The following is a 24,607-nucleotide window of genomic DNA, read 5'->3' as shown; positions in this document are numbered from 1 at the left end:
CGGCGGACCGGGACGGCGGGGGAGACGGGGGTCACACCTCGTCGCGCAGGGCCTGTCCGATCGTCAGCAGCAGGGCACGCACCTCGCGGTCACGCACCTTCGCCGCCCTGTCCTCGAACCGGTCCAGGGCGCGCAGAGCCTGCGGCACCTGGTTGCGGTGGCTGCGCATCTGCGCCTCCGCCAGCTCCTTGACGAGCTGCCGCTCGTTCGCCGCGGTGATCCGCTCCTCGGCCGCGAAGCGCTCCACGAGCGCGATCGCCGCGTTGAAGTCGGCCACCACACGGAACGTCCTGACCGCCTGCGCGCTGTTGCCGGCGACGTCCGTCACCGTCAGCGTCAGCCGGTGCAGGCCGAGGCCGAGGTCCGCCGGGTCCAGCTCCGCCGGGACGTCCACCTCGCGGCCGTCCACGAGCAGCCGGACCGCGTTCACGCCGGAGCCCGCGTCGGAGGTGACGGCCTTGACCACGGGCGCGTCCACCAGGCCGATCTCGGCACCGGCCGCGACACCCCGGAGCTGGGCCGTCGGAGCCGTCGCGTCGATCTTGACCGTGCGGGAGACGACCTCGGAGACGTTCCCGGCCGTGTCCGACGCGCGGACCTCGACCGTGTGCTCGCCCTCGTCCGTCACCTGGACCGGGGCGGTGTACTCCGCCCAGGCACCCTCGTCCACGCGGTACTCCGTGTAGACCTGGCCGTCCCCGTCGTCCTCGGCGGTCGCGGTCACGGTCACGGGACCGGTGAACCAGTCCTCGTCACCCGAGGGCTCGCCCGGCTCCGTGGACAGCTCCACGACCGGGGGAGTGGTGTCGGTCTCGCCCGCGCCCAGGACGCGGAACCAGTCGAACAGCGCGGGCTTGGACTCCTCCTGGTCCGCGCCGTAGGCGTAGATCCCGAAGCTCGGCGACGCGTCGGCCAGCGCCGCGTTCGTCACCTCGCCCAGCTCGGTCCACTCCTCGCCGTCCGCGCTGGCGAAACCGGTGTACGTGTCACCGGACTTGGCCAGCCGCAGGTGCCACACGCCCTGGCTGGGCGGCGGCGTCGCGTTCGGCTGCGGGCTCAGGACCGTGTCGTCGGCCTCGGCACGCAGCTCGATGCCCCGCGTGACGGTGGCGCCCGGCAGGTTGGTCGTCAGGTAGTCCAGCTTGACGTAGTTCGCGTCATCGCCGTAGACCATCAGACCGGCCTGCTGGTACCGCTCGTCGAAGGCGGACGCGTCCACCTTCGTCTCGATCGTCCAGTCACCCTCGGGCGCAGGCTGCAGGATGAAGTTGGACGGGTCGGTCGCGGTGCCCGAGTAGATGTCACCGTTGCCCGTGTCGATCCGCAGCTGCCCGTCCGCGACCGCGAGGGCCGAGGTGTCGGGCCGCACGACGTCGGTCCAGCGGCACGCGTCCAGCTCCGTGCCCTCGAACTCGTCCGACGCCTCGGGGGCCTCGGCCGTGTCGTCAGGCGTGAGCGTGAAGTAGTCCACCTCCGCCGTCACCGGCAGGGCCTCGGTGCGGTTGGTGAGACCGAACAGCCCGATGCGCGGGTTGTCGATGCCCGCCAGGCTCTTGGTCTGCGGCATGTCCTCGAACGTGCCGCCGTCCGCGCTCCAGGAGGCCCGCAGCTCCTCGCCGTCACTGGTGAACCGCACCCAGTACGTGTCGGGGAACTCCTCACCGAGGTCGGGGGTGTTGCTGTCGGCGACCTCGTTCGGGGTGCCGTCCTCCTCCCTGATGAACTGGAAGATGCGCGCCGCCGCGGACGGGGCGCCCGTCGAGCGGCCCTGGAGCACCATCTTCGCGTAGTTGTCGTCGTCGCCGTAGACGATCAGACCGGCCTGCTGGTACGCCAGGCGCGCCGGCAGGGTGATCTTCGCCGTCGCCTCCCAGGCGCCGTCGGGCAGGTCCTGGAGCACGATGTTCGGCGTGTCCGTGTTGCCCGTGCCGTAGATGTCGGTCGCCGTCAGCGGCAGGACCAGGTTGCCGTCACGCACGGCCAGGTCCTGGTTCAGCCGCACGGTCTCCGACCAGCGGTCCGTGTTCAGCTCGTCGCCTTCGAAGCCGTCGGAACGGCCGGACAGACACGGGTTGAACTCGTCGGGACCGTCCACCTGGATCGCGACACTCTGCGAGGAACGGGCGCCGCGCTCGTCGGTGACCGTCACCTGCGCGCGGTGCTCGCCCGGCGTGGTGTACGTGTGGCTGGCCGTCGGGCCGGTGGCGGTGCCGCCGTCGCCGAACGTCCAGGCGTACTCCAGCGCGTCACCCTCCGGGTCGGTCGCCTCCGCCGTGAAGTCCACGTCGAGCGGCGCCGTGCCGGTGGTCGGGTCGGCCGTGACCGACACCACGGGACGCTGGTTCTCGGTGACGCCCCGGCCCTCGAACTCGGCCCAGTTGACGTTCAGTTCACCGGTCGTCTTGACGAAGTACAGCGGACCGCTGTCCGTCGTGCTGTCGCCCTCGACCGCGGCGCCGAAGTCGCCGTACGTCTGCCAGGCACCCGTCGGCTCGACCTCGATGGTCGCGACCGTCTCCCCGGTGTCCGGGTCGCCGGTGCGGACCTCGACGGTCGCGCCCGCGGTCGGGGAGGCCGCCCGCAGGGTGATCTCGTCGATGTTGGTCAGGTTGGCCGGTTCCCAGGCCCACCAGTCGCCGTTCTCGATGTGGCCGATGTTCTGGCCGCCACCGGCGGAGTCGCCCGTGGTCTCGATCTGCACACCGGCGTTGCCACCGGCCGTCGAGCCCTCCAGACGGCCCGTCGCGTCGAAGTACTCCGCCTCCCGCAGCTTCGGCTGGAGGACGATGACCTCCTGCGTCGTCAGCGGCGGCGCGTCACCGTCACCCTGGTCGGTGTAGGTGACCGTCACGGTGCCGAAGATGTTGGCGCCCGTGTGGCCCTCGTCGCCCGGCAGCGGGAAGACGCCGCTGCAACCGTGGTACTGCTCGTAGCCGTGCGCGTGCTCGTCATGGCCGAGGGCGGGCTGGACCACGACGTCGTCGCAGTCCACCGAGCCGTCCTCCGCGTCGGTCACCGACACGTCGTAGGCGATCGTGTCGCCGAACTCGAAGAACCCGCCGTTCACCGGCGCGGTCACCTCGATCTCGGGAGCGGTGTTGCCCGCCGTGATGTCGAGGTTCGACACCGCGCCGCGGCCGTCCGCGTCCGTCACGGTGAGCCGCGCCGTGTAGCGCCCGGCCTCCGTGTAGGTGTGCGTCACGACCGGCTCGCTGCTGTCCTCGGTCCCGTCGCCGTCGAAGTCCCACGAGACCGTGAGCGGCGTGCCGTCCGGGTCGATGGAGTCCGTCGAGTCGAAGGTGACTTCGAGCGGCAGCGGACCCGAGGTGCGGTCCACCGTGAAGCGGGCGATCGGGCTGCGGTTGCCCTCCACGTAGTCGATCCGGTAGACCCCGGAGTCGGCGTTGTTGCCGCCGAACCCGCTGCCCCAGTCGATCATGTAGAGCGCGCCGTCAGGGCCGAACTCCAGGGCGTGCGGCCGGGTGAAGTCCATCTCCTCAAGGAAGCGGGACACGTCCGCGACACCCGTGCGGTCCTCGTCCGGCTGGACGGTGAACAGCCGTCCGTCGTTCCAGTCGCCGAAGATCGCCTTGCCGTCGAAGTACGCCGGCCACTTGCGCTCGGAGGCCAGCTCCGGGTCGTACACGTACGCGCCGCTGGTCAGCGGGGCGCCGCTGCCACCGATCTCCGGCACGCCCGAGCTGGACTTGCCCATCCACAGCTCGGCCGGGATGGCCGCGGGCAGCTCGCTCACGCCGGTGTTGTTCGGCGAGTCGTTCACGGGCGCGGCGCAGTTGAACGCCTGGCCCGAGGTGTTGGTCGCGAAGTTGAAGTCGATGTACGGCGTGTTGGCACCCACGCAGTACGGCCATCCGTAGAAGCCGGGCTCCGACAGGATGTTCCACTCGACGCGGCCGTCAGGACCCCGGTTGGGGTTCGCGGCGCCCGCGTCGGGACCGTAGTCCGCGACGTACAGCTTGTTCGACACCGGGTCGAGACCGATGCGGAACGGGTTGCGGAAGCCCATCGCGTAGATCTCGGGCCGTGTGTCCTCCGTGCCCGGCGCGAAGAGGTTGCCCTCCGGGACGGCGTAGGAGCCGTCCTCCTGCGGCGTGATGCGCAGGACCTTGCCGTTCAGGTTGTTGCTGTTCGCCGACGAGCGCTGCGCGTCGAAGGCCGCGCGGCCCTGACGCTCGTCGATCGGCGTGTAGCCGCCCGAGTCGAACGGGTTGGAGTTGTCGCCGGTGGCGATGTAGAGGTTGCCCTCGGTGTCGAACTCCAGCGCGCCGCCCGCGTGGCAGCACTCCGCCCGCTGCACGTCGATCTCCAGCAGCACCTCTTCACTGCCCATGTCGAGCGCGTCGCCCTCGACCGTGAACCGGGAGACGCGGTCGATCGCCGCGGAGCCGGTGGGCGAGTAGTAGAGGTACAGCCAGCCGTTCTCCGAGAAGCCCGGGTCGAGCGCGATGCCCAGCAGGCCGAACTCCTGGCCCGTGTACACCGGCAGCGTCCCGGCCGTCACGACCGAACCGTCGGTGCGCACCAGCCGGACGGCACCGTTGCGGTCGATGTAGAAGACACGGCCGTCGTCGGCGATGTCCAGCTCCATCGGGTTGCTGGTGTTGTCGTCCAGCGTCACCTTCTCGAAGCTGTTCGTCAGCGACGCGGCGCAGTCCGCGGGCTGCACGCCCGCGGCCGTCCGTATGCCGCCCAGCAGGTGCTGGAGGAACTCCGGCTCGGCGAACGACTCCTGGGTGTGGCCCATGCCCGTGTACCAGGAACGACCGCCGTCGATGTCCTGGCACCAGGCGATCGGGTGCTCGGCGCCCATGTCGCCGCCGCTGTACGAGGACTCGTCCAGCGAGGCGAGGACGTGGACGTCCCCGCGCGGGTTGTCGCCGTAGCTGTACCACTCGTCGAACCGGTCCCAGCGCGTCGGCAGGTGCTCGGTGGACGGGTGGGCGTGGTCCTCCACCTTGACCGTCGCGTCCTGCGAGGCCGGGTGGTTGTCGAAGTAGGCGCCGACCAGCTCGCCGTACCAGGGCCAGTCGTACTCGGTGTCGGAGGCGGCGTGCACACCGGCGTAGCCGCCACCGCCCTCGATGTAGCGCTCGAACGCGGCCTGCTGGTCGTTGTTCAGCACGTCGCCGGTGGTGGACAGCCAGATGACGACCTCGTACTGGGCGAGGTCCTCGTCGTTGAACACCGAGGAGTCCTCGGTGGCGGTCACGTCGAAACCGTTCTCCTCGCCGAGCGCCTCGATGGCGGCGATCCCGGCGGGGATGGAGTCATGACGGAAACCGGCGGTCTTGCTGAACACCAGGGCGTTGAAGGTCTCTTCCCCGTGACCGGGATGGGCGACCGCCGTGGTGGCGCCGGTCAGAACCGCGAGTGTCGTCGCCACGACACAGGCCGCGGTTCTTCGCAGGCGCCTTGGTGTTGCTCTCAACACATGCTCCTCACTGAACAGGTGGGATGAGTTCCCTGCCGCCCACCCGGTGACGACGGGTCACCGGGCGTGCCGGGGCCACAGCGGTGGCGGTGGCGGGGGGTCCGGCGGTGGGTGGCGGGGAGTCGGAGGGACGGGGATGCCGACGTGTGTCGGGGTCCGGTGCGGGCAGGGATCGGGGCCTTGCGGCCGTGGGCGGGGGAACGGCACCGAGCGGGGTAGTGGTGGCCACCCGCCCGGTACCGGGTCCTGGGGGAGGGCTCAGCCGGTGGCGGGCGGCGAGGCCGCGGCGCGCTCGAACCGGCGTACCCAGTGGCGGGTGCGGTCCAGGTAGGCGGTCTCCGCGGCGGCGCCGCGCCGCCCGTACGCGCCGACGAAGGTCTCGTAGCCGTGTCCCGGCGGTGGGTTCGAGGACACCGGCTCGATCATCGAGCCCTCGTGCCACTCGTTGAACGAGGTGATGGACACCCAGTCCGGTACACCGCCGTGCTCCACGCTGAGCACGCTCGACCAGATGTGGTCGTACGTCGCCCCGTCGTCGTGCGGCAGGGTCGGCGTCGTGTTGCCGGGCACGGCGCGGTCGTCCCGGTAGCCGGGGCCGACCGACGGCGCCCAGATGCGGCCGTTGGCGCGGCACCAGTCGGCGATGCCCTTCCAGCCGGTGAAGTCGGTCGTCACCGCGTAGTTGTAGAGCCCGGCGAAGTGGGTGGCCCGGGACACGTCGGTGGTCTGGGTGATCACCAGGTTGTCCTGGTTCACCTCGGCCAGCGGCGACCAGTCCTCGATCGCCAGGGAGTTGAAGACGTAGAACGCCGGACGGTCGCCGCGCTTCGGGTCGCGGTGGAACGCGGGGTGGGAGCCGTAGCGGGCGTTGATGTAGCGGATGTCGTCCACCGTGGAGGCGGCGGTGCGCCCGCCGTACGGCTCCAGGTGCCAGGCGACCTGCACGCCGAACAGCGCGGCGACGTCCAGCAGCAGCGGCACGCGCGCGTCCTCGTAACCGCCCTGCCCCCACCAGCTCGTGGCGATGACGCCGACGCCCGCGCGGCGTATCCACGCCATGTGGCGCGCGACGACCAGCGGATCGCCCGAGTCGTAGGGGCCCAGCTTCGGGTAGAAGTCGGCGCCGATGTCCTGCGGCGGTTCGTGCCCGCCCTGCTGCCAGTGCACCCAGCCGCCGCGGCGCTCCGGGGTGCCGTACCAGGGGTAGTAGAAGAAGTGCACGTCGAGGGAGGGGCGCAGGAGGCCCGCCGTGTTCACGGGGGCGGCGGAGGCGTCCGCCGCGGCGCCGATCCCGGCGGCGGAGACGGCCGCGGTCGCGGCGCCGAGCGCGAGCAGGCGGCGTCTGCCCAGCTCGGCGGCGTACCAGGAGGACGGGTTCGAGGTCACGAGGTCAGGTCCTAACGCGTCGTTGAGAGGTGAAGGATCTCGCCCGAGCGCCCAGAGCGTATGGGCGCCGACACGGACCGTCCATGCTGGCGGCAAGAAAAAGACACCATCGCGGAAAAAAATCCGCGATCATGGAAAGAAAGTGACTTCCGGACCGCAATTCCCCCGCCGTCAGCGGACGGGACACACCCGTCCCACCGGCCTCACGTCATGACGCGAACTCCCAACATCCCCACACAACATGCGCTGATCGTCGCGTCTTCAGGTGCGACGGCTCCTCAGCATGCCATCGATGTCCACAAAAACACCCCTACGTGCGCACACAAATTCTCCCCGGCCGACAACCCTTCGTGACTGCAAATCCTCGTGATCATTTGCAGAGGGGGTGGACGTGCGTGGGACGAGGTACGACGGTGATTCGCCGATATGGACAAAGTGTTCGCGAAGACTTCCGTGGCAGGCCAGGAACGGGCCTGATCCGGGGTCCGCGGGCCCCGCCGGGACGCCGATCCCCCTACCGGGCGGCGCGGGCCCGTCTTCACATAACCTCGTCGGCAGGGGAGCGGGCCCCGGAGCGTGCCCGCCGACAGGAAGGGGGAACCGCCATGCGGGCGGAGGAACTGACGCTCGGGCAGTGGTGGCTGGTGAACCTCGCCGTGGTCGTGCTGTTCGTCGCGGCGTTCCACTTCTGCTTCAGGAACGGCAAGGCGACGGCGTTCTCCCTGATCGCCCCCGCGCTCGGCGCGGTCTCCGCGGCGGGCGCGAGCGCGGGACGCGGCGACGGGGGGCGGGAGGCCCTGGTCATCTACTTCGCCGCCATGCTGTCCCTGGCACTGCTGCTCGTCGCCCTGCGTCCCGAGATCACCAGGATGCTGCGCCTGGCCCTGGCGGGCGAGAACTACGAGCCCACCAAGTGGCGGATCTACGCGTACACGTCGCTGACGCTGGTCCTCGCCGTGGGGATCACGTTCTATCTCCTCTAGGGCCCGTCCTCACAGGGGCGCGGGCCGTAGGTGGCCGATCGGCGCCGCGTGACGAGGAGGGCGGGGGCCGGGACCGTGAACCGCCGCGCCGCCGATCGGCGGCGCGGCGTTCGGGTGGGATCAGGCGAGCCGACCCCGGTATCCGACCGGCCCCTCACCGGGGAACTGCGCGGTTCCCTGGAAGGCGGTGCCGTCGTCGAAGAAGGTCACCGAGCCGTTGCCCTGCTCACCGCTCCACGTGACCGTGGTGCCGGTCGCCGGGGCGCCGTCCCCGGGCACCACGTGGCCCCGGTTGGAGATGCTGATGGTCAGATCCTCGTCGGGCTGCCAGCCACCTCCACCGGTGTGGATCTCCGTGCTGTACCGCGCCATGTCCTGCCCCTCCCACTCGTCGCGGACCGTCCGGCCCGCCGGTTCCCCCGCTCTTCTGCGGCGAGATCCTGGCCCGGCACCACACCCCTCATCCCCGCCACCGACCGAAACCACCCGCACGGGTGACTCACCGCTCCCCTGTTCGGGGAATTCCGACGCGGCGATTCGCATGCTGAGAGTGGCGTCGGACGTACCCCAGGTCGCACACAGAAGGGCCTTCGGTCGTACCCTCCGCTTCCGGAAGGCACGACCAAAGGCACACGGACGGCTGCAGCGAGTGAAACCACTCCGGCTCGCGACTGCCTCAGCTGTCGAAGTGCAGGATGGAACCGCCTCTGGCTGCGCCAATGCTCTCCCATCGAGATGCTCGGCGCACAACCGATACACCTGTGGTACACGGCGACTGTCCCTAGCCGGACGCTTCACCCCGGACATACAGCTGGAGACACATCGAGCGGTCATTCATCGGTACTGCGTGCAGACGGCCTCATATGTATCTCACGCTCGCAGATTGCATCAGAACAACATCCCGTTGTGGGCCCGGGGCGGACACTTCGGTCGTCGTATTCCTCGGCAGTTCCCTGACGGCCATCGGTCGCACTGCGCAGTTCGTTTCGTACTTCCCGCCAGGCACGGATGATCTGCGGGAGCTTGGATAGTACTTCACTTACCTGTGTCAGCAGGAGAGTGAGGCAGCCGAAGGCGGCGAGGATGATCAGGCTGAGGTTGTCCCAACTCATGAGGCTCGCTGGCCGAGCAACTGCTGGTGAGAGAGCCAGTCGAGGGCATCCGCCCCCAACTGGTCAGGTGCTTTCAGCAACGACGCCTCAACCATCACGAGGTCGGCCAGTGCCTCGGGTGCGCCTGACCGGTCGAGTTGGGGGAGACGTTCCATGGCTGAGGCGACGGCGCCGGGCCAGTGCGGCATTCCGAAATGAGAGGGAGCTTTGAAGACGGCCGATGTCGCTCGGTGCAGCAGTCCCGCGCGCCAACCCTGTTCACGCATCAATTCCTGGGTGAACCCGACCCGGTCCTCGACGTGCCGGGCCAACTCCGCCGCGGACGCGGGCACCATCCGTAGCGCGAATCGCGAGCCGCCGGCCCACGGAAGTTCTACGTCCGAGGCGACGGCCACGAACGCAAGCAGCGCTTCTGGCCCATCGTCCCGCGCGCTCACCAGAGCCGCGCAGGCCCTGCGGTACAGATCGACGCTCTGCGCGAACATCTCGCCATCGTTCGGCCCGTTATCGGCCGCGTGGATCACGTCCAGCGGCCCCTCGCGCCAGGCGTCGGCCACCAGGCCAACTGCCGCCACGCTCACCAGGACTTTCGTATCGTCCGCATCGATCCCGAAGCGTGCGAGGACAGCGGGGGCATGCTCCTCTACATCCGGAAGCGGTGAGCGCTCCTTGTCGGCCTCGGTCCTCTCCAAGAGGGCCGCGAGCCGAGGTGACGAGTGCTCGGGCTCTGGCGGCTCCACGGTGATGCCGTGCTCCGCCAGATCGTCGAAGACTGCATCCGGCCCGCAGTCGATGTGTGTGGAGTCGTGGCGTCCCGAACAGTCCTCCTCGCATTCGAGCTCCGCGCACATCTCCGGATCGTCCGGCTGAGCCTCGTTGAGGAGGTGGTAAGCCAAGCGCTCCGCCACCGCCTCCCGCGCCGTGATCATGGCCAAGTCGAGCCGGAAGGCGCCGTCCTTCATCTCCATGTCCTCACGATCCATGGAGGGCGGCGGTTCCGGCGTATCGGGGACCCAGGTGTAGGCGGACTCCAGCGAGACCAGTAGCCAGGCGACACGCAGCGCCTCGGTGTCTTCGCCTTCGGCCAGGCTAGCCACGGCTTCAGCAGCCTTCCGTACGCTGTCGAGTCGGGCGAGATAGCGTTCACGTATAGGCATCCAAGTCTCGAACTCCGCATTGGCGCGCTCGGCGTCGTCGGCCAACGCAGTGTCGCGCGTCCGCCGCGCCCGGGTGACCAACCGGGTCAGACAGGGACGGCATCCGAACAGTCCGGACGTTGATGTCGGCCCGAGGGGTACAACAGCAAGGTTCTCGCCGAACGGCTCATTGCACAGGCAGCAGTCCAAGCCGCCCACCTGCCGTGACGTGGGCAGGCGGGTTAGCAGGGCAGCGCGAATCGTGTCACGGGCGTAGGCGGGGATGTGCATGCGTGGCAACTCCTTGGGCGAAGGCGCTCCATCGGCGCCTTCCCTATGCTCCAGCCGCCGGTCGGCCGCAAGTCACAGTTTGGCGGACGGGCCAGCGAACTTGACGAATACTGACTTGGCCCTGGTCCTCAGCCTCTACTGTATTGACGGAACTTGACACTTCGAGCAGGTGGGAACCCCCTTGGTCGCTTCCAGTGCTCCGCCGCAACCGGCAGGCCGACATCGAGAATTGGTGGATGCGCTTCAGGAACTGCATCGCTCGGCGGGCCGGTTGAGTTTCCGGAAGGTGAGCACGCTCATCCGGAGTCGTGATGATCAGTTGTCGGACGCGAGCCATGAGACCGTGCGTTCCGCCGTCAACGGGATTCGGGTGCCGCGTTGGGAGACCGTCCACGACATCGTCGTTGTCATGGCCGGACTATGCAGCCCGGCCCGGGACGAGGAGTCCGAGACAGCCCGGTTCCTGTTGTTGTGGCGCGCGATCGGCGAAGGAGAGTCCGGTGCGCTGAAGTCGTTCCAGGAACTCGTCAACAGTGGTTGGGGAGGTGAGAACGGCAAGTGGACGCCAGAGCTAGTGACGGGGATGTTGGTCAACCCGTTCAACGCCATCGAGATCCACCCCTCGCTTGCCGCCCCCCACGAGCCGCTGATCCCTGAGGACCAATGGGTTCGCGCAATGGTGAGATTCATTGAGGAGCAGGGAGCCGAACATGCGCTGCGGGTCCTGCTGTACACGCTGAAGGGTGACTACGTCGGGGCGGAAGAGGGGGCGCCGTACGGTTACCGCAGTCACGATAGGGAGGCCATGGAGGCGTATGCGGCCTTCCAATACGGCTGTCAGGAGATTCTGCGGCGTCTTGGTCGTGAGCCGAATCTACTTGCAGAGTCGATCCGTGCCATGCGCGCCGACGAGGCGATGGACCGCAACGATCGTGCGGAGATACTGGAGAACGAGTCGGATCTGAGCCTGATGCGCGAGGTGATGATCGTGACTCCGGATACCTGGGACGAGGTGTCGGAGGCGGCGCATCACATGGTCTTCGGCTACCTGATCAAGCAAATCGCTCCGGTGTCTCCGCCAGGGCTTCCCCACGCCGAGCGGTTTCACATCGTCTGGCGCATCCCCGAACCGCCCATGGTGTAGCCAGTCCGGCCGTCTCGGCCTTCACCGTGAAGGCCGTCGTCAGGTAGTGGGTAGCGGCCTCCGTGCGGAAGCCGAGGCCCCAGAAGGCCGAAGTGCAGCAACGGAAGGTCCGCGACCAGGGTGAACGGGCCCTGCTGAGGCGAACTGGAATACCTCTCGGACCCACGTGATTGGGCACCACATCGCGACCATGCGTGCTATCCCCGCTCCGGAATCGCTGGAGTTCAGCGGGGCAATCGACCAGGCGGGGCCCGCTACCGACTATGGGGTAGCGGGCCCCGCTGCTTGCTCTCTGGCATTGGACCGGGGCGTGGCTTGACGCTGCACACTTGGTGCACGAGGGGGCGAGGAGACAACGGTCATGACGAGAAACGACAAGGGATCTCGTAGCCCGCACCCTGTTCTCGGATGCTCTGCCCAGATTGCCCGGCCGGGCTCTTTAGATGTCGAAGTACAGCTCGAACTCGTGCGGGTGCGGGCGGAGCTGCATCGGGGCGATCTCCTTCTCCCGCTTGAAGTCGATCCACGTCTCGATCAGGTCCGCGGTGAAGACGCCACCGGCCTGCAGGTACTCGTTGTCGGCTTCGAGCGCCTCCAGCACGGCGGGCAGCGAGGTCGGGACCTGCGGCAGCTCGGCGTGCTCCTCGGGGGCCAGCTCGTAGAGGTCCTTGTCGATCGGCTCGGCGGGCTCGATCTTGTTCTTGACGCCGTCGAGACCGGCCAGCAGCAGCGCCGAGAAGGCCAGGTACGGGTTGGACGACGGGTCGGGCGCGCGGAACTCGACGCGCTTGGCCTTCGGGTTCGAGCCGGTGATCGGGATGCGCATGGCCGCCGAGCGGTTGCGCTGCGAGTACACCAGGTTCACCGGGGCCTCGAAGCCGGGCACCAGGCGGTGGTACGAGTTGACCGTCGGGTTGGTGAACGCGAGCAGCGACGGCGCGTGCTTCAGGATGCCGCCGATGTAGTAGCGCGCCATGTCGGAGAGACCGGCGTAGCCCTGCTCGTCGTAGAACAGCGGGGTGCCGTTCGACCACAGGGACTGGTGGACGTGCATGCCCGAGCCGTTGTCGCCGAAGATCGGCTTCGGCATGAAGGTCGCCGTCTTGTTGTTGCGCCACGCGACGTTCTTGACGATGTACTTGTACAGCATCAGGTCGTCGGCCGCGGCCAGCAGCGTGTTGAACTCGTAGTTGATCTCGGCCTGACCGGCGGTGCCGACCTCGTGGTGCTGCCGCTCGACCTTCAGGCCGGCCTTCATCAGCTCCAGGGTGATCTCGGCACGCAGGTCCGCGAAGTGGTCCACGGGCGGGGCCGGGAAGTAGCCGCCCTTGTAGCGGACCTTGTAGCCGCGGTTGCCGCCCTCCTCGACGGCGCCCGTGTTCCACGCGCCGGCGACGGAGTCGATGTGGTAGTAGCCCGCGTTCGACTTCGTCTCGAACCGCACGTCGTCGAAGACGTAGAACTCGGCCTCGGGGCCGAAGTAGGCGGTGTCGGCGATGCCGGAGGACGCGAGGTACGCCTCGGCCTTCTTCGCCACGTTACGGGGGTCGCGGCTGTACGCCTCGCCCGTCACCGGGTCGTGGATGAAGAAGTTGACGTTGAGCGTGGAGTCCTTGCGGAACGGGTCCACCCGGGCCGTGGTCAGGTCGGGGACCAGCGCCATGTCCGACTCGTGGATGGCCTGGAAGCCTCGGATCGACGACCCGTCGAACATCACGTTCGCGGTGGGGTCGAAGACCTCCGCCGGGATCGTGAGGTGCTGCATGATGCCCGGCAGGTCGCAGAAACGGACATCGACGAACTTCACGTCCTTGTCCGCGATGTACTTGTTGATCTCGTCGGCGTTCTGGAACATCCGGTGTCCTCCTAGCCCCGCCGTGGAGGGACGGGGATGCGCAGCTCGGGAACGGCCCGTGCGTGGGCCTGCCGGGGCGACCCTATGGACAGGCGATTTCTCGGGCGTGACTCAGTTGTTTCGCCGATGTTAACCGGACTTCTCGCCCGATACCGGTGACGGGCCGTCCGGGTGACCGCGCTACCGTGGTGTACGTGGACAATCGCCAGGCAATCGGCTCGTGGCTCTCCGGACCCCGCGCGGCGGCCGAGGACATGGGGGCCGAGTTCGGCTATCGGGGTGAGCGGCTCGGTCTGCCCGAGGAGGGGCCGGGTTCCCTGGCCCGCTTCGGCAGGCGCCTCGGGGCCCTCGCGATCGACTGGGCGCTGTGCAACCTGATCGCATACGGTCTGCTGGCCGACGGCCGGGCGACGACCGTGAGCAACTGGGCGCTCCTCGTCTTCGTCGTGATGGCCGTGCTCACGGTCGGCACGCTCGGCTTCACGCCGGGGAAGCGGCTGGTGCGGGTGCGCGTCATCAGCGTCACCGGGGCACGCCTCACGTTCCCCCGCGCCGTGCTGCGCACCCTGCTCCTCGCGCTCGCCGTGCCCGCCCTCGTCTGGGACCGCGACCAGCGCGGCCTGCACGACCGTCTCTCCGGCTCCGCCCAGGTCCGCTACTGACGCACCCCGCGCGCCGCCCCGGCGGCCACACGACAGCGAAGTGCCCCCGGGCCCGTCAACGGGGCCCGGGGGCACGGTGTTCTCCGGCGCGCGGTCCGGGAGGGACGTGGGTGGGTGGGCGGCGGTCAGCGCCCGCGACGCGGCGAGTTGCCCTTCGGCATCCGCATCCCCTTGGGCAGCGGCCCCTTCGGGACCGGCATGTTGTTCATCAGGTCGCCCATCGCCCGCAGGCGGTCGTTGACCTCGGTGACGCGGCCCCCGGCGAGCACCCGCGGATACTTCATGATCTTCGACCGCAGCTTCGTCAGCGGCACCTGGCCCTCGCCGTCCCCGACGATCAGGTCGTGCACCGGCACGTCGGAGACCACGCGGTTCATCCGGCGGCGCTCGGCGGCGATCAGGCCCTTCACCCGGTTCTGGTTGCCCTCGCCGACCAGCACCACGCCGTACTTGCCGACCGCCCGGTGCACGACGTCCTGCTGCCGGTTGATCGCCACGGCCGGGGTGAACGCGACACCACGCCGCATGTTCTCCAGCACGGCCGCCGCCGCGCCCGGCTGCCCCTCCATCTGCCCGAACGCCGCCCGCTCGGCCCGCCGTCCGAAGACGATCGCCGTCGTCAGCAGGGCCACGAGGGCACCGAGGATGCCCAGGTAGACGGGGTGCCCCAGCAGGAAGCCGATGAGCAGGATCACCGCGAAGGTGCCGAGACCGACCCCTGAGATGATCCAGCCGATCCAGCGGTCGGACCGCCGGGTCATCCTGTACGTCAGGGCGATCTGCTTGAGTCGCCCCGGATTCTCGGAATCCTGTTCCTTGTCCTTCCGCGCCATGCGCGCAAGCATACGGGGCGCCCGGCGCGTCGCCGCGCGGTGGTCCCCGCAGGGCCCCCGGCGGTACGGGGGCGCGTCAGGCGGGCGGCGCGGGCAGCGCCGTCCTGGGCGCCTCGGCGGCGGTGACGGCACGCAGCGCGCGCTCCGCCTCGCCCCTGGCCGCCGCGCGCTCCCGGTCGGCCTGCACGGCCGCCCAGGCGTTCTCCAGCGCCGTACGGCGCCCGGCACGCAGCAGCATGCCCTCCAGGACCCGCAGCGTTCCGGTCACGGACGGGCGCGTCTGGACGACGTGTGCCATGGTCAGTCCCCTCCCAGGGCGGCCGGGCCTACGGCCCGGACCGAGTGTTCGCACCTCGCGTTCGAACACGGTGTTCCCATCGTCATCGAACGGTGTTACGGGCCCATGACCCGGGGGTCAAAGCCACTGAAAGCCCGGGCCACGGGACGACGGCCTCCGTCAGGCCGCCGGTACCCCCGCGCGCCGGTCGATCGCCTGCCGGTACAGCCGCCCGGCGCGGTACGACGAGCGCACCAGCGGCCCGGACATGACGCCCGCGTAGCCGATCGCCTCGGCCTCCTCGCCCAGCTCCACGAACTCCGCCGGCTTCACCCACCGCTCCACCGGGTGGTGCCGGGGCGTCGGCCGCAGGTACTGCGTGATCGTGATCAGCTCGCACCCCGCCTCGTGCATGTCGCGCAGCGCCTGGCTGACCTCCTCACGCGTCTCGCCGAGGCCGAGGATCAGGTTCGACTTGGTGACGAGCCCGGCCTCCCGCGCCAGCGTCAGGACGCGCAGCGAGCGGTCGTAGCGGAACGCGGGGCGGATGCGCTTGAAGATCCGCGGGACGGTCTCGACGTTGTGCGCCAGCACCTCGGGGCGGCTGCCGAACACCTCGGCCAGCTGCTCGGGCACCGCGTTGAAGTCGGGGATGAGCAGTTCGACGCCGGTGCCGGGGATCAGGCCGTGGATCTGCCGCACGGTCTCCGCGTAGAGCCAGGCGCCGCCGTCCGCCAGGTCGTCGCGCGCGACGCCGGTGATCGTGGCGTACTTCAGCTCCATCTGCTGCACCGACTCGGCGACGCGGCGCGGCTCGTCACGGTCGAGGTCCGCCGGGCGGCCGGTGTCGATCTGGCAGAAGTCGCAGCGCCTGGTGCACTGCTCGCCGCCGATGAGGAACGTCGCCTCCCGGTCCTCCCAGCACTCGAAGATGTTGGGACAGCCGGCCTCCTGGCACACCGTGTGCAGGCCCTCGCGCTTCACGAGCCCGTGCAGCGCCTGGTACTCGGGGCCCAGTTTGGCGCGTGTCTTGATCCACTCCGGCTTGCGTTCGATCGGGGTCTGGCTGTTCCTGACCTCAAGACGGAGCATCTTGCGACCGTCGGGTGCGACAGCGGACACGTCCGGCTCCCTACCACTTTCGATTCTTCGGCGAACACCAGCGTACGCCTTGCATTACGGGCCGCCCGCCCCGCACGGGGGGCAGGGCGGGCGCCCCGGGGGCTCAGACGGCGCGCGGCAGGGGGACCGTCGCCCCCACGACCTCGCGCAGATGCCGCTCCACCACGGGGAGCACCTCCCGGACGGAGACCTTCCGCCCCAGCTCCTGCGTAAGCGACGTCACACCCGCGTCGCGGATGCCGCAGGGCACGATGCGGTCGAACGAGGTGTTGTCCGGGTCGCAGTTGAGCGCGAAGCCGTGCATCGTCACGCCCTTCGCGACGCGGATGCCGATCGCGCACAGCTTGCGGTCCTCGCCGCGCTGCCCCGCGTTGGAGGGCGCGTACTCCGGGCCGCTGAGCCGCGGGTCGAACTCCTCGTCGTGCAACCGGGGGTCGAAGTCGAGGGAGAGACCGCCGGAGCCGCCGACCGGTCCCGCGCCGACCGGCACGGTGTCACCGAGGACCCACACGCCGCTGCGGCCCTCGATCCTGGTCGTCGCGAGGCCGAGGTCGGCGCAGGTCCTGATCAGCGCCTCCTCGATGCGCCGGACATGGGCGACCACGTCAACGGGCCGGGGCAGCTTGAGGATCGGGTAGCCGACGAGCTGTCCTGGGCCGTGCCAGGTGATCTTCCCGCCCCGGTCCACGTCGATGACGGGCGTCCCGTCGAGGGGGCGCTCGCTGTCCTCCGTGCGACGCCCGGCGGTGTACACGCTCCGGTGCTCAAGAAGCAGACAGGTGTCCGGTATCTCGTCCGCGAACCTGGCCGTGTGGACGCGCCGTTGCTCCTGCCACGCGGCGTGGTACTCCACGGCTTCCGGCCCGAAACCGAGGTGGACAAAGCGCAGCTCGCTCACCGCGACCGCTCCTTCTTCCGGTACGACTCACCGGTCCGTCCGCACACATGCTCTGTGTTTCACCTCCACTCTAAGCCCGTGCACCAGCTAATCCCGGGGCGGGCTCCCCCTCACACCTTTGGATGAATCCTGCGCCCACGCCGCGAGGCGACGTGGCGGGACCGTTACATTCACGCCGTTCCAGCCGCACAGCCGTAAGGCAGGAGACCGCATCGCCGATGTCCACGGAACGACCCGGAGGCACCGCCTCCCCGCAGACCGCGTCCCCGCGTACGCCGAACCGCCAGCTGGCCGCCCTCATCGCCGAGGCCGGGTTCTCCCACGCCGGTCTCGCACGGCGGGTCGATCAGCTCGGCCTCGAACACGGCCTCGATCTCCGCTACGACAAGACATCCGTCACACGCTGGCTCCGCGGCCAGCGTCCGCGCGGCACGACACCCGCGCTGATCGCCGAGGTGTTCACCCGACGCCTCGGCCGCAGGCTCTCCGCCCAGGACCTCGGGCTCGAAGCCTGCGCCCCGGTCTACGCGGGTCTCGAATTCGCCACGGGCCCCGCCGAGGCGGTGGACATCGTCGCGGGCCTGTGGCGCAAGGACTCGGGCAGCTACGCCGAGCTGCGCAAGATCGCCTTCACGCCCGCCGGGCTCGTCGTCCCCAGCCGCGACTGGCTCATCGGACGGCCCGACGAACGCGTCGCGCGCGGCGAGCCTCCCGAGGCGCCGCCCGGCGCACCGGCGATCCGCGTCCCCGAACAGGGCCGCGGCCCCGTCCGCCCCCTGCCGCCGGGCGCCGCCGCGCGCGCCGAGCGGCTCGTCCCCCCGGGGCGCGTGCCCAGGCCCGCGCAGCCCGACCGCCCCAGCCCCGCCGACCGCGTCGAACGGGGCCCGGGGCAGCGCGTCACCGCGGGCGACATCGCCGCGCTGCGCTCGGTCGCGGAGCTGTTCCGCGGCCTCGACCAGGCGTACGGCGGCGGCCACGCGCGGCAGGCCCTCGTCCGCTACCTGGAGCACGAGCTGGAACCGATGCTCCGCGGCACCTACGGCGAACAGGCCGGCCGCCGCCTGTTCGCCGCCGCCGCCGACCTGACCCGCCTCGCGGGCTGGACCGCGTACGACATCGCCGCGCACGGCCTCGCCCAGCGCTACTTCGTCCAGGCACTGCGGCTCGCCCAGGCGGCGGGGGACCGCGGATACGGGGGCTACGTGCTCGTGTCCATGAGCAGACAGGCGGTGTACCTCGGGCACGGCCGGGAGGCCGTGCAGCTCGCCCGCGTCGCGCAGCAGGGCATGGGCGGCTCGGTGCCGCCCGTCGTCCAGGCGCTCCTGCACGCCGTCGAGGCGCGCGGGCACGGGCTGATGGGGGAGGTGCGGGCCTGCACCGCCGCGCTCGCCAGGGCGGAACGTGCCCTGGAGTCCGCGCGGGCCGGGGACGACGTGCCGCCGTGGGGGCGGTTCTTCGACGAGGCGCAGCTCGCCGACGAGTTCGCCCACTCCCACCGCGACCTCCAGCAGTACAGGTCGGCCGCGCGGCACGCCGAGCGCTCCCTCCAACTGCGCGCGCCCGCGTTCGCCCGCAGCCGCCTCTTCTGCCGGGTGGTGCTGGCGTCGGCGCGGCTCGGGCTCGGGGACGTCGAGCAGGCGTGCACCCTGGCCGCCGAGGCGGCGGCCCAGGCGGCGGAGATGCGCTCGGTCAGGGCGCACGAGTACGTCCAGGACTTCGAGCGCAGGCTGGAGCCCTTCCGGGACGCGGCGGCCGTGCGGATGTACCGGGAGAAGGTGGCCGCCCTGGTCTGAGGTGCGGACGGCGCCTGTGAAGACGCGCCCTAGCGCCCCCGGGACGGCCCGGGGGCGGGGCTCATACGGCGTGGGCGGCGGCGGGCCGCTCCCGGGGCACGGCGGCCGGGTCCCGGGGCAGCCCGGCGTCCGCGAGCAGGGCCTGCGCGGCCCGCCGCGCCGAGGCGAGATCCCCGGCGACCCCCGGCAGGTCGCGGTGGTCGCCGCACACGTACAGGCCGTCGAGCAGCCGCGCGGACCGTCCGCCGGTGTACGGCGGCGGCACGACCGGCACGGCGTGCGGGTCGTGGTGCGCGGCCAGCAACCGCCAGTCGTCGGCCGGGGTGCCGTACAGCTCGGCCAGCTGGGGCCTGGCCGCCTTGTCCAGCAGCTCGGCCGGTTCGCCCGCCCGCGGCCCGACGACCACGGAGGTGACGAGCGTGCGCCCGGCCGGTGCGCGGGACGGATCGGCCGCCGAGGCGGCCAGGGTGTACGCGAGCGGGCCGCGCGCCGCGGTGTCCACCAGCAGCGCCGGTCCGGCGGCGAGCCCTTCCGGCGCCGCGTGGTGGAGGACCGTCACGGCCCTGAACTCCGGCACGCGCAGGCCGGGCAGCAGCCGCGCCGCCTCGGCCGCGCCGGTGGCGAGGACGACGGCGCGGCAGCGGAACGTGCCGTGCCCCTCCGTGACGACGGACCGCGTCGCGACCGCGACGGCGCGCACCCCGGTGCGTACCGCCTCCGCGGGCAGCCCCGCCGCGAGGAGCGCGGGGAGCGTCGCCGAGCCGCCCGTGGGGAGCCCGACGCCCCGCCGGGCGACGGCGCGCAGCGTGTGGTCGCCGAGGCGGCTCGACGTGGTCAGGTCGCTGTCGTGGAGCAGCGCGGCGAGCAGCGGGCGCAGGGCGTCCTCGGCCATGCGCCGGGGGATGCCGGGCGCGGCGAGGGCGTCGAGCGCGGTCGGTTCCTGCCGGGGGTGGGGCACGCGGCCGAGGGTGGCGAGCCCGGCGCGCAGCCACGCGTGGTCGAACGCGGTGGCCGGGGGCCGTGGTCCGCCGGGGGTGCCGATGCGGTGGCGGTGTCCGGCGCCGTGCAGCACGATGCCGCCGGTCAGGCGGCGCAGGGGGAGGGGCCGGGGCAGCCGGGCCAGGGCGGCGGAGCCGGGGAGGGTGAGGCTGCTCCCGCGGTCGAGGCGGTAGCCGTCGCGGTGGTCGGTGGCCAGGCGGCCCCCGACGCGGTCGGCGGCTTCGAGGACGGTCACGGTGAGTCCCGCCGCGTGCAGGTGGTGGGCGGCGGCGAGTCCGGCCGGGCCACCTCCCACGACGACGACGTCGGACTCGGCGAGGTGCGGTCGGCTGCTGAGCACGTGGCCTCCTGGTGAGGTGGTCGGTGCGTCCGAGGTGCTGTCTCAGGGGCGGGGTGGGCCTGAGAAGCTTGATGCCCGTTCGGAGGCCGGGCGACGCCCGAACCGGATGTGACCCTCTCACGCCGGGCGGATCGCGACAGAGCGCACGCACCGGGCACAGTCGCACAGCGGGTCGCGTGAACGCCGTTGTGCCCGCGGCCTGTTGACCTCCCGGCTCAGTCCTCCTGCGCCCAGGCGGCGACCGGCAGCGAGAGGTAGACGCCGACGTCGCGCAGCCCGGTCGCGGCGGTGATGTCCGCCAGGAGCCCGTCCACGCGCCGCTGCCGGTCGGCGGCCCGGCTCGCGAACCACTTGGAGCGGACCTCGATCACCACGGCGACGCCGCTCAGGTCCAGTGGCCCCAGCGGCCTGAACCGCAGCTCGACGTCCCCCGGCCGCAGGTCGCCGTCGTACGGCTCCTCGGGGCACTCGACGGCCAGGGACACCAGGTGGGGGAGTACGGAACGGAGTTCGCGGAGCGCGGGCTCGCCGACGTGCGGTGCGTAGGTGATCTCGACGAGAGGCATCAGGCCAGGCTAGACGCCGCCCCGCCCGCCCTCACGTCAGGGCCGCGCGGACCGCGTCCTCCACCGTGGGGTGCTCGAACGTGAACCCCTCGTCCAGCAGCCGCCGGGGCAGGACGCGCTGGCTGCCGAGGACGTCCTGCGAGAACTCGCCGAGCGCCACCCGCAGGACGGGCGCGGGCACGGCGAACACGGCCGGGCGCCGCAGTACATGGGCCATCACGCGGGTGACGTCCCGGTTGGTCGCCGGGTGCGGGCCCGTGAGGTTGACCGGCCCCGACAGGCCGCGCTCCTCGTCCAGCAGGAACCGCAGGGCCGCGACGTGGTCGCGCAGCGAGATCGCCGACCAGTACTGCCGCCCGTCGCCCAGCCGCCCGCCGAGGCCCGCGCGGAAGATCGGGAACAGGCGCCCCCACGCCCCGCCGCCGCGCGCGACGACCAGCCCCGTGCGGGCGAACACCGTCCTGATGCCCGCCGCGGCGGCCGGTTCCGCCGCCGCCTCCCAGTCCACCGCCAGGTCGGCGAGGAAGCCGCTGCCGCGCGGCGCCGTCTCGTCCACCGCGCGGTCGCCCGTGTAGCCGTACCAGCCGATGGCGCTGCCGCACACCAGCGTGCGCGGCGGGGTGTCCAGGGACGTCATGGCGGCGGCGATCGCGGCCGTGCCCAGGATCCGGCTGTCGCGCAGGACCCGCTTGTAGTGCGCCGTCCAGCGGCGGTCGCCGACCCCCGCGCCCGCGAGGTGCACGACGGCGTCGCAGCCGTCGATGGCCGCCGCCGTCATCTCCTGGCGCCGCCCCGACGGGTCCCAGCACGCCTCGTCGGGCCGCGACGCCGCCGTGCGCACCAGCCGTACGACCTGGTGCCCGTCGGCGCGCAGGGACCGTACGAGCGCGCTGCCGATGAGTCCTGACGAGCCGGTGACCGCGATGCGAGACATGCGCCCATCCTTCCCGATCACGGCGCGGCGGGGCCAGTCGGCGGCGCGTCGCGGAACCGTGCCCACAGCCGGGGGTAGGCGGCGGCCAGCGCCGCCGGGTCGTCGAAGTCGGGCCGCACGCCGTCGGGTTCCCGCGCGGGCTCAGGGAGGCCGAGGTCGGGCAGCTCGTCGCCCGTGAGCCGCTCGTACGCGTCGTAGGCCGCGTAGCCCACCTCCTCGGCCTCGCCCTCCGTCGCCGGGTCGAATCCTGGCGGCAGCAGGTCGGCCAGGGCGTCGGGGTCCTGGAGGGCGCCCTCGAAGACGGCACGGCCCCGGCCGACGAGGGCGCAGCGGAAGTTCTCGAACATCTCGTCGTCCACCGGCCGGTCCGTCAGGTCGGCGCTGCCCAGCAGCACCTGCGCGGCGCCCCACAGGTCCCACCGGTAGGCGCGGGCGAGGCGCGACTCGAAGTGGCGCGCGAAGTCGGTGACGCTCTGCGGGTCCAGCTCGGCGAGCCGCCCCACGAGGAGGTCGGCGAGTGCGTCGGGATCGCCGTCCGCCGCCGCCCGCGCGCCGTCCACGGTCTCCCAGAAGCCCGATTCGTACATCACAGGCTCCAGCATCCGCGCCCCGGGCCCGCGCCGCACGCGGGACGCGCTCGGCCGGACGGGTACGGCCGTCGGGGAGCGGCGGCGGGGGCGGGAGCTGCGGGAACGGCGGGGGAACGGCCGGGAAAGCCGGACAGGAGGTGTCGGGTATGGCTGCGAGCCTCGTCCCGTCCGAGCACGACCGAGAGGAAAGAACACGTGAAGCAAGGCGAGCAGGGGCAGCAGCACGACACGGCACCGGCGGGCGAGGGGCCGCTGACCGGCCGCGTCGCGCTGGTCGCCGGGGCGACCAGGGGCGCGGGGCGCGGAATGGCCGTCCAACTGGGCGCGGCGGGCGCGACGGTGTACGTCACCGGCCGTACGACGCGCGCGTCCGTCAGCGAGATGGGCCGGGCGAGCGAGACCATCGAGGAGACGGCCGAGCTGGTCACGGCCGCGGGCGGCGAGGGCATCGCGGTGCCCACCGACCACCTGGAGCGCGACCAGGTACGGGCGCTGGTGGAGCGGATCGACCGCGAGCAGGGGCGGCTCGACGTCCTGGTGAACGACATCTGGGGCGGCGACCACCTGTGGTGGCCCGCCGGTGCGCTGATGTGGGAGGCCGACCTGGACAAGGGGCTGCGGATGCTGCGGCTCGGCGTCGAGACCCACATCGTCACCAGCCACTACGCGCTGCCGCTGCTGACGCGGCGGCCGGGCGGCCTGCTGGTGGAGATCACCGACGGCACGGTCGAGTCGAACGCCGTGTACCGCGGCCACTTCTTCTACGACCTCGCCAAGTACGCGCCGATCCGCATGGTGCTCGGGCTCGCCCAGGAACTGGGGAAGTCCGGCTGCACGGCGGTGACGCTCACCCCGGGCTTCCTGCGCTCGGAGACGATGCTCGACACCCACATGGAGGTGACGGAGGACACCTGGCGCGACGCCGTCGCGAAGGAGCCGGCGTTCGCGGTGTCCGAGTCCCCGGCGTTCGTCGGACGCGCGGTGGCCGCGCTCGCCGCCGACCCGGACGTCGCGCGCTGGAACGGGCGGTCGCTCAGCAGCGGCGGCCTGTCGCGGGTCTACGGCTTCACCGACATCGACGGGTCACGGCCCGACGCGGAGGGCTACATCCGCGACGTGGTCAACGGTGACAGCACGGCGTCCCCGGAGGACTACCGCTGAGCTGTACCGGGCACGGCCGCGGCGGCGTACAGCGCCGCCGTGCGCCGCGCCGCGTCCGCCACCCGTTCCCGCAGCTCGGGCGGGCCCAGCACCTCGCACTCGGGGCCGAGCGTCAGCAACTGGTCGAAGGCGACGTCAAGCGACTCCACGGGGAGGGCGAGCGTGATCCGGCCCTGCCCGTCGGGCGGCCCGGCCTGGGCCAGCGCCTCCCGCGCCGCGTCCCGGTCGGTGACGCGCCGCAGCGCCCGCGCGCCCGCCGCCGTCACCCGGATCTCGACGGCCGCGCGCAGGATCGACCTGGCGAACTGCGCCGCCCGCTCCGCCCAGAAGCCCGGCAGGTCGAACGACTCGTCCCGCGTGAAGCGCCCGCCCGCCGCCTCGGCCCGCGTGAACCGGTCCACGCGGTAGACGCGGTGCGTGGCTTCCCCGCCGTCGCCCCCGTCGCCCCCGTCGCCGCTCCCGCCCGGCCGTGCCGCCAGGTACCAGACGCCCGCCTTCAGCACGAGCCCGTACGGCGCGAGGACGCGCGTCACGGCGTCCCGGCCCTGCCGCGCGTAGTCCACGGTCAGCCACAGGTCGTCCCACACCGCGTCGGCGACGGCGGGCAGCAGCGCGGGCGTGGAGGGCGGCTGCCACCAGCCGGGGGCGTCGAGGTGGAAGCGCTGCGCCGCGCTGTGGTGCGCGTCGCTCAGCTCGGGCCGCAGGGCGGCCGAGACCTTGAGCCGCGCGGCGGAGGCGGCGTCGGCGAGCCCCATGTCCCGCAGGGCGGCGGGGACGCCGGAGAGGAAGAGGGCCGCGGCCTCGTCACGGGCCAGGCCGGTGAGCCCGGTGCGGTAGCCGCCGACGAGGCGGTAGCCACCGGTACGGCCCCGGTCCGCGTAGACGGGCACGCCCGCCTCGGACAGGGCCTCGACGTCGCGCGCGACGGTCCTGGCGGAGACGTCCAGCTCGGCCGCCAGCTCGTCGGCGGTCATCGCACGGCGGGACTGGAGCAGCAGGATCATCCTGATCAGACGGGCGGCGCGCATGCCCTCCATGATGGACGGCGCGCGGAGCCCGTGAGGGCCGGGTCC

Annotated in this window: 19 protein-coding genes; 5 read left to right on the top strand and 14 right to left on the bottom strand. The window is 71.5% G+C overall.

Annotation, left to right across the window (positions count from 1 at the left end; genetic code table 11):
- Nucleotides 1-31: 31 nt before the first annotated feature.
- Nucleotides 32-5,404, bottom strand: a complete 5,373-nt coding sequence (locus tag IF27_RS11770) for a ThuA domain-containing protein (protein ID WP_223291016.1) — start codon at nucleotides 5,402-5,404, stop codon at nucleotides 32-34.
- Nucleotides 5,405-5,710: 306 nt separating this feature from the next.
- Nucleotides 5,711-6,838, bottom strand: coding sequence for a glycoside hydrolase family 99 protein (locus tag IF27_RS11765; protein ID WP_223291015.1), 1,128 nt, complete (start codon nucleotides 6,836-6,838; stop codon nucleotides 5,711-5,713).
- Nucleotides 6,839-7,443: 605 nt separating this feature from the next.
- Between IF27_RS11765 and IF27_RS11760 the strand changes: the two genes are divergently transcribed.
- Nucleotides 7,444-7,821, top strand: coding sequence for a hypothetical protein (locus IF27_RS11760; RefSeq protein WP_052849435.1), 378 nt, complete (start codon nucleotides 7,444-7,446; stop codon nucleotides 7,819-7,821).
- 120 nt (nucleotides 7,822-7,941) lie between these two features.
- Here the strand turns inward: IF27_RS11760 and IF27_RS11755 are convergent, their stop codons facing one another.
- Entirely contained in the window at nucleotides 7,942-8,193 is a 252-nt protein-coding gene (locus IF27_RS11755; protein WP_052849434.1) for a hypothetical protein, read from the bottom strand.
- A gap of 736 nt (nucleotides 8,194-8,929) precedes the next feature.
- The gene (locus tag IF27_RS11750) at nucleotides 8,930-10,360 is read right to left on the bottom strand and encodes a hypothetical protein (protein WP_052849433.1); all 1,431 of its coding nucleotides are present in this window, start codon (nucleotides 10,358-10,360) and stop codon (nucleotides 8,930-8,932) included.
- 286 nt (nucleotides 10,361-10,646) lie between these two features.
- On the opposite strand from IF27_RS11750, the gene IF27_RS11745 reads away from it, so the two are divergent.
- On the top strand, nucleotides 10,647-11,504 hold the full coding sequence (locus IF27_RS11745; protein ID WP_223291014.1) for a hypothetical protein: 858 nt from the start codon (nucleotides 10,647-10,649) through the stop codon (nucleotides 11,502-11,504).
- Between the two features lie 439 nt (nucleotides 11,505-11,943).
- Here the strand turns inward: IF27_RS11745 and glnA are convergent, their stop codons facing one another.
- A complete protein-coding gene (gene glnA, locus IF27_RS11740) occupies nucleotides 11,944-13,359 on the bottom strand; it encodes a type I glutamate--ammonia ligase (RefSeq protein ID WP_052849432.1) in 1,416 nt (471 codons plus the stop codon).
- Nucleotides 13,360-13,553: 194 nt separating this feature from the next.
- Between glnA and IF27_RS11735 the strand changes: the two genes are divergently transcribed.
- Nucleotides 13,554-14,021, top strand: coding sequence for an RDD family protein (locus IF27_RS11735; RefSeq protein WP_052849576.1), 468 nt, complete (start codon nucleotides 13,554-13,556; stop codon nucleotides 14,019-14,021).
- Between the two features lie 125 nt (nucleotides 14,022-14,146).
- Here IF27_RS11735 and IF27_RS11730 read toward each other — a convergent pair whose 3' ends face one another.
- The 4 genes from IF27_RS11730 to lipB form a co-directional block, all read right to left on the bottom strand.
- Nucleotides 14,147-14,854: a DUF4191 domain-containing protein gene (locus tag IF27_RS11730; RefSeq protein ID WP_052849575.1), complete on the bottom strand. Its 708-nt coding sequence runs from the start codon at nucleotides 14,852-14,854 to the stop codon at nucleotides 14,147-14,149.
- 76 nt (nucleotides 14,855-14,930) lie between these two features.
- Entirely contained in the window at nucleotides 14,931-15,152 is a 222-nt protein-coding gene (locus tag IF27_RS11725) for a hypothetical protein (protein ID WP_052849431.1), read from the bottom strand.
- Between the two features lie 159 nt (nucleotides 15,153-15,311).
- A complete protein-coding gene (lipA, locus tag IF27_RS11720) occupies nucleotides 15,312-16,253 on the bottom strand; it encodes a lipoyl synthase (RefSeq protein WP_052849430.1) in 942 nt (313 codons plus the stop codon).
- A 103-nt stretch (nucleotides 16,254-16,356) separates the two neighbouring features.
- Entirely contained in the window at nucleotides 16,357-17,151 is a 795-nt protein-coding gene (gene lipB / locus IF27_RS11715; RefSeq protein WP_052849429.1) for a lipoyl(octanoyl) transferase LipB, read from the bottom strand.
- Between the two features lie 218 nt (nucleotides 17,152-17,369).
- Between lipB and IF27_RS11710 the strand changes: the two genes are divergently transcribed.
- A complete protein-coding gene (locus IF27_RS11710; protein ID WP_052849428.1) occupies nucleotides 17,370-18,944 on the top strand; it encodes an NsdA family TPR-like regulatory protein in 1,575 nt (524 codons plus the stop codon).
- A gap of 61 nt (nucleotides 18,945-19,005) precedes the next feature.
- Here the strand turns inward: IF27_RS11710 and IF27_RS11705 are convergent, their stop codons facing one another.
- From IF27_RS11705 to IF27_RS11690, 4 genes are all read right to left on the bottom strand, one after another.
- Nucleotides 19,006-20,283 carry an FAD-dependent oxidoreductase gene (locus IF27_RS11705; RefSeq protein ID WP_052849427.1) on the bottom strand — a complete coding sequence of 426 codons (1,278 nt, stop codon included), beginning with the start codon at nucleotides 20,281-20,283 and terminating at the stop codon, nucleotides 19,006-19,008.
- Between the two features lie 215 nt (nucleotides 20,284-20,498).
- On the bottom strand, nucleotides 20,499-20,849 hold the full coding sequence (locus IF27_RS11700) for a hypothetical protein (protein ID WP_052849426.1): 351 nt from the start codon (nucleotides 20,847-20,849) through the stop codon (nucleotides 20,499-20,501).
- Between the two features lie 31 nt (nucleotides 20,850-20,880).
- Nucleotides 20,881-21,783 carry a TIGR01777 family oxidoreductase gene (locus IF27_RS11695; RefSeq protein ID WP_052849574.1) on the bottom strand — a complete coding sequence of 301 codons (903 nt, stop codon included), beginning with the start codon at nucleotides 21,781-21,783 and terminating at the stop codon, nucleotides 20,881-20,883.
- A 17-nt stretch (nucleotides 21,784-21,800) separates the two neighbouring features.
- Nucleotides 21,801-22,370 carry a DUF4240 domain-containing protein gene (locus IF27_RS11690; protein WP_052849425.1) on the bottom strand — a complete coding sequence of 190 codons (570 nt, stop codon included), beginning with the start codon at nucleotides 22,368-22,370 and terminating at the stop codon, nucleotides 21,801-21,803.
- Nucleotides 22,371-22,568: 198 nt separating this feature from the next.
- Here IF27_RS11690 and IF27_RS11685 point away from each other — a divergent pair, with 198 nt between their 5' ends.
- On the top strand, nucleotides 22,569-23,534 hold the full coding sequence (locus tag IF27_RS11685) for an SDR family oxidoreductase (RefSeq protein ID WP_052849424.1): 966 nt from the start codon (nucleotides 22,569-22,571) through the stop codon (nucleotides 23,532-23,534).
- On the opposite strand, the gene IF27_RS11680 is transcribed toward IF27_RS11685, so the two are convergent.
- Nucleotides 23,525-24,562 (bottom strand): helix-turn-helix transcriptional regulator, encoded by a 1,038-nt coding sequence (locus tag IF27_RS11680; protein WP_052849573.1) that lies wholly within the window; start codon nucleotides 24,560-24,562, stop codon nucleotides 23,525-23,527. The two genes, IF27_RS11685 and IF27_RS11680, sit on opposite strands and share 10 nt — an antisense overlap.
- Nucleotides 24,563-24,607: the final 45 nt, after the last annotated feature.

It is taken from the genome of Streptomyces avicenniae (assembly GCF_000719135.1).
Taxonomy (GTDB): domain Bacteria; phylum Actinomycetota; class Actinomycetes; order Streptomycetales; family Streptomycetaceae; genus Streptomyces; species Streptomyces avicenniae.
Note: the sequence above shows the minus strand (reverse complement) of the source record. Positions and strands in the feature narration are given on the sequence as shown.

Coding starts and splice junctions, on each gene's coding strand:
- IF27_RS11695 (WP_052849574.1), bottom strand. CDS start 21,783: ATGTCTCGCATCGCGGTCACCGGCTCGTCAGGACTCATCGGCAGCGCG.
- IF27_RS11730 (WP_052849575.1), bottom strand. CDS start 14,854: ATGGCGCGGAAGGACAAGGAACAGGATTCCGAGAATCCGGGGCGACTC.
- IF27_RS11750 (WP_052849433.1), bottom strand. CDS start 10,360: ATGCACATCCCCGCCTACGCCCGTGACACGATTCGCGCTGCCCTGCTA.
- glnA (WP_052849432.1), bottom strand. CDS start 13,359: ATGTTCCAGAACGCCGACGAGATCAACAAGTACATCGCGGACAAGGAC.
- IF27_RS11725 (WP_052849431.1), bottom strand. CDS start 15,152: ATGGCACACGTCGTCCAGACGCGCCCGTCCGTGACCGGAACGCTGCGG.
- IF27_RS11755 (WP_052849434.1), bottom strand. CDS start 8,193: ATGGCGCGGTACAGCACGGAGATCCACACCGGTGGAGGTGGCTGGCAG.
- IF27_RS11680 (WP_052849573.1), bottom strand. CDS start 24,562: ATGCGCGCCGCCCGTCTGATCAGGATGATCCTGCTGCTCCAGTCCCGC.
- IF27_RS11690 (WP_052849425.1), bottom strand. CDS start 22,370: ATGTACGAATCGGGCTTCTGGGAGACCGTGGACGGCGCGCGGGCGGCG.
- IF27_RS11760 (WP_052849435.1), top strand. CDS start 7,444: ATGCGGGCGGAGGAACTGACGCTCGGGCAGTGGTGGCTGGTGAACCTC.
- IF27_RS11700 (WP_052849426.1), bottom strand. CDS start 20,849: ATGCCTCTCGTCGAGATCACCTACGCACCGCACGTCGGCGAGCCCGCG.
- IF27_RS11710 (WP_052849428.1), top strand. CDS start 17,370: ATGTCCACGGAACGACCCGGAGGCACCGCCTCCCCGCAGACCGCGTCC.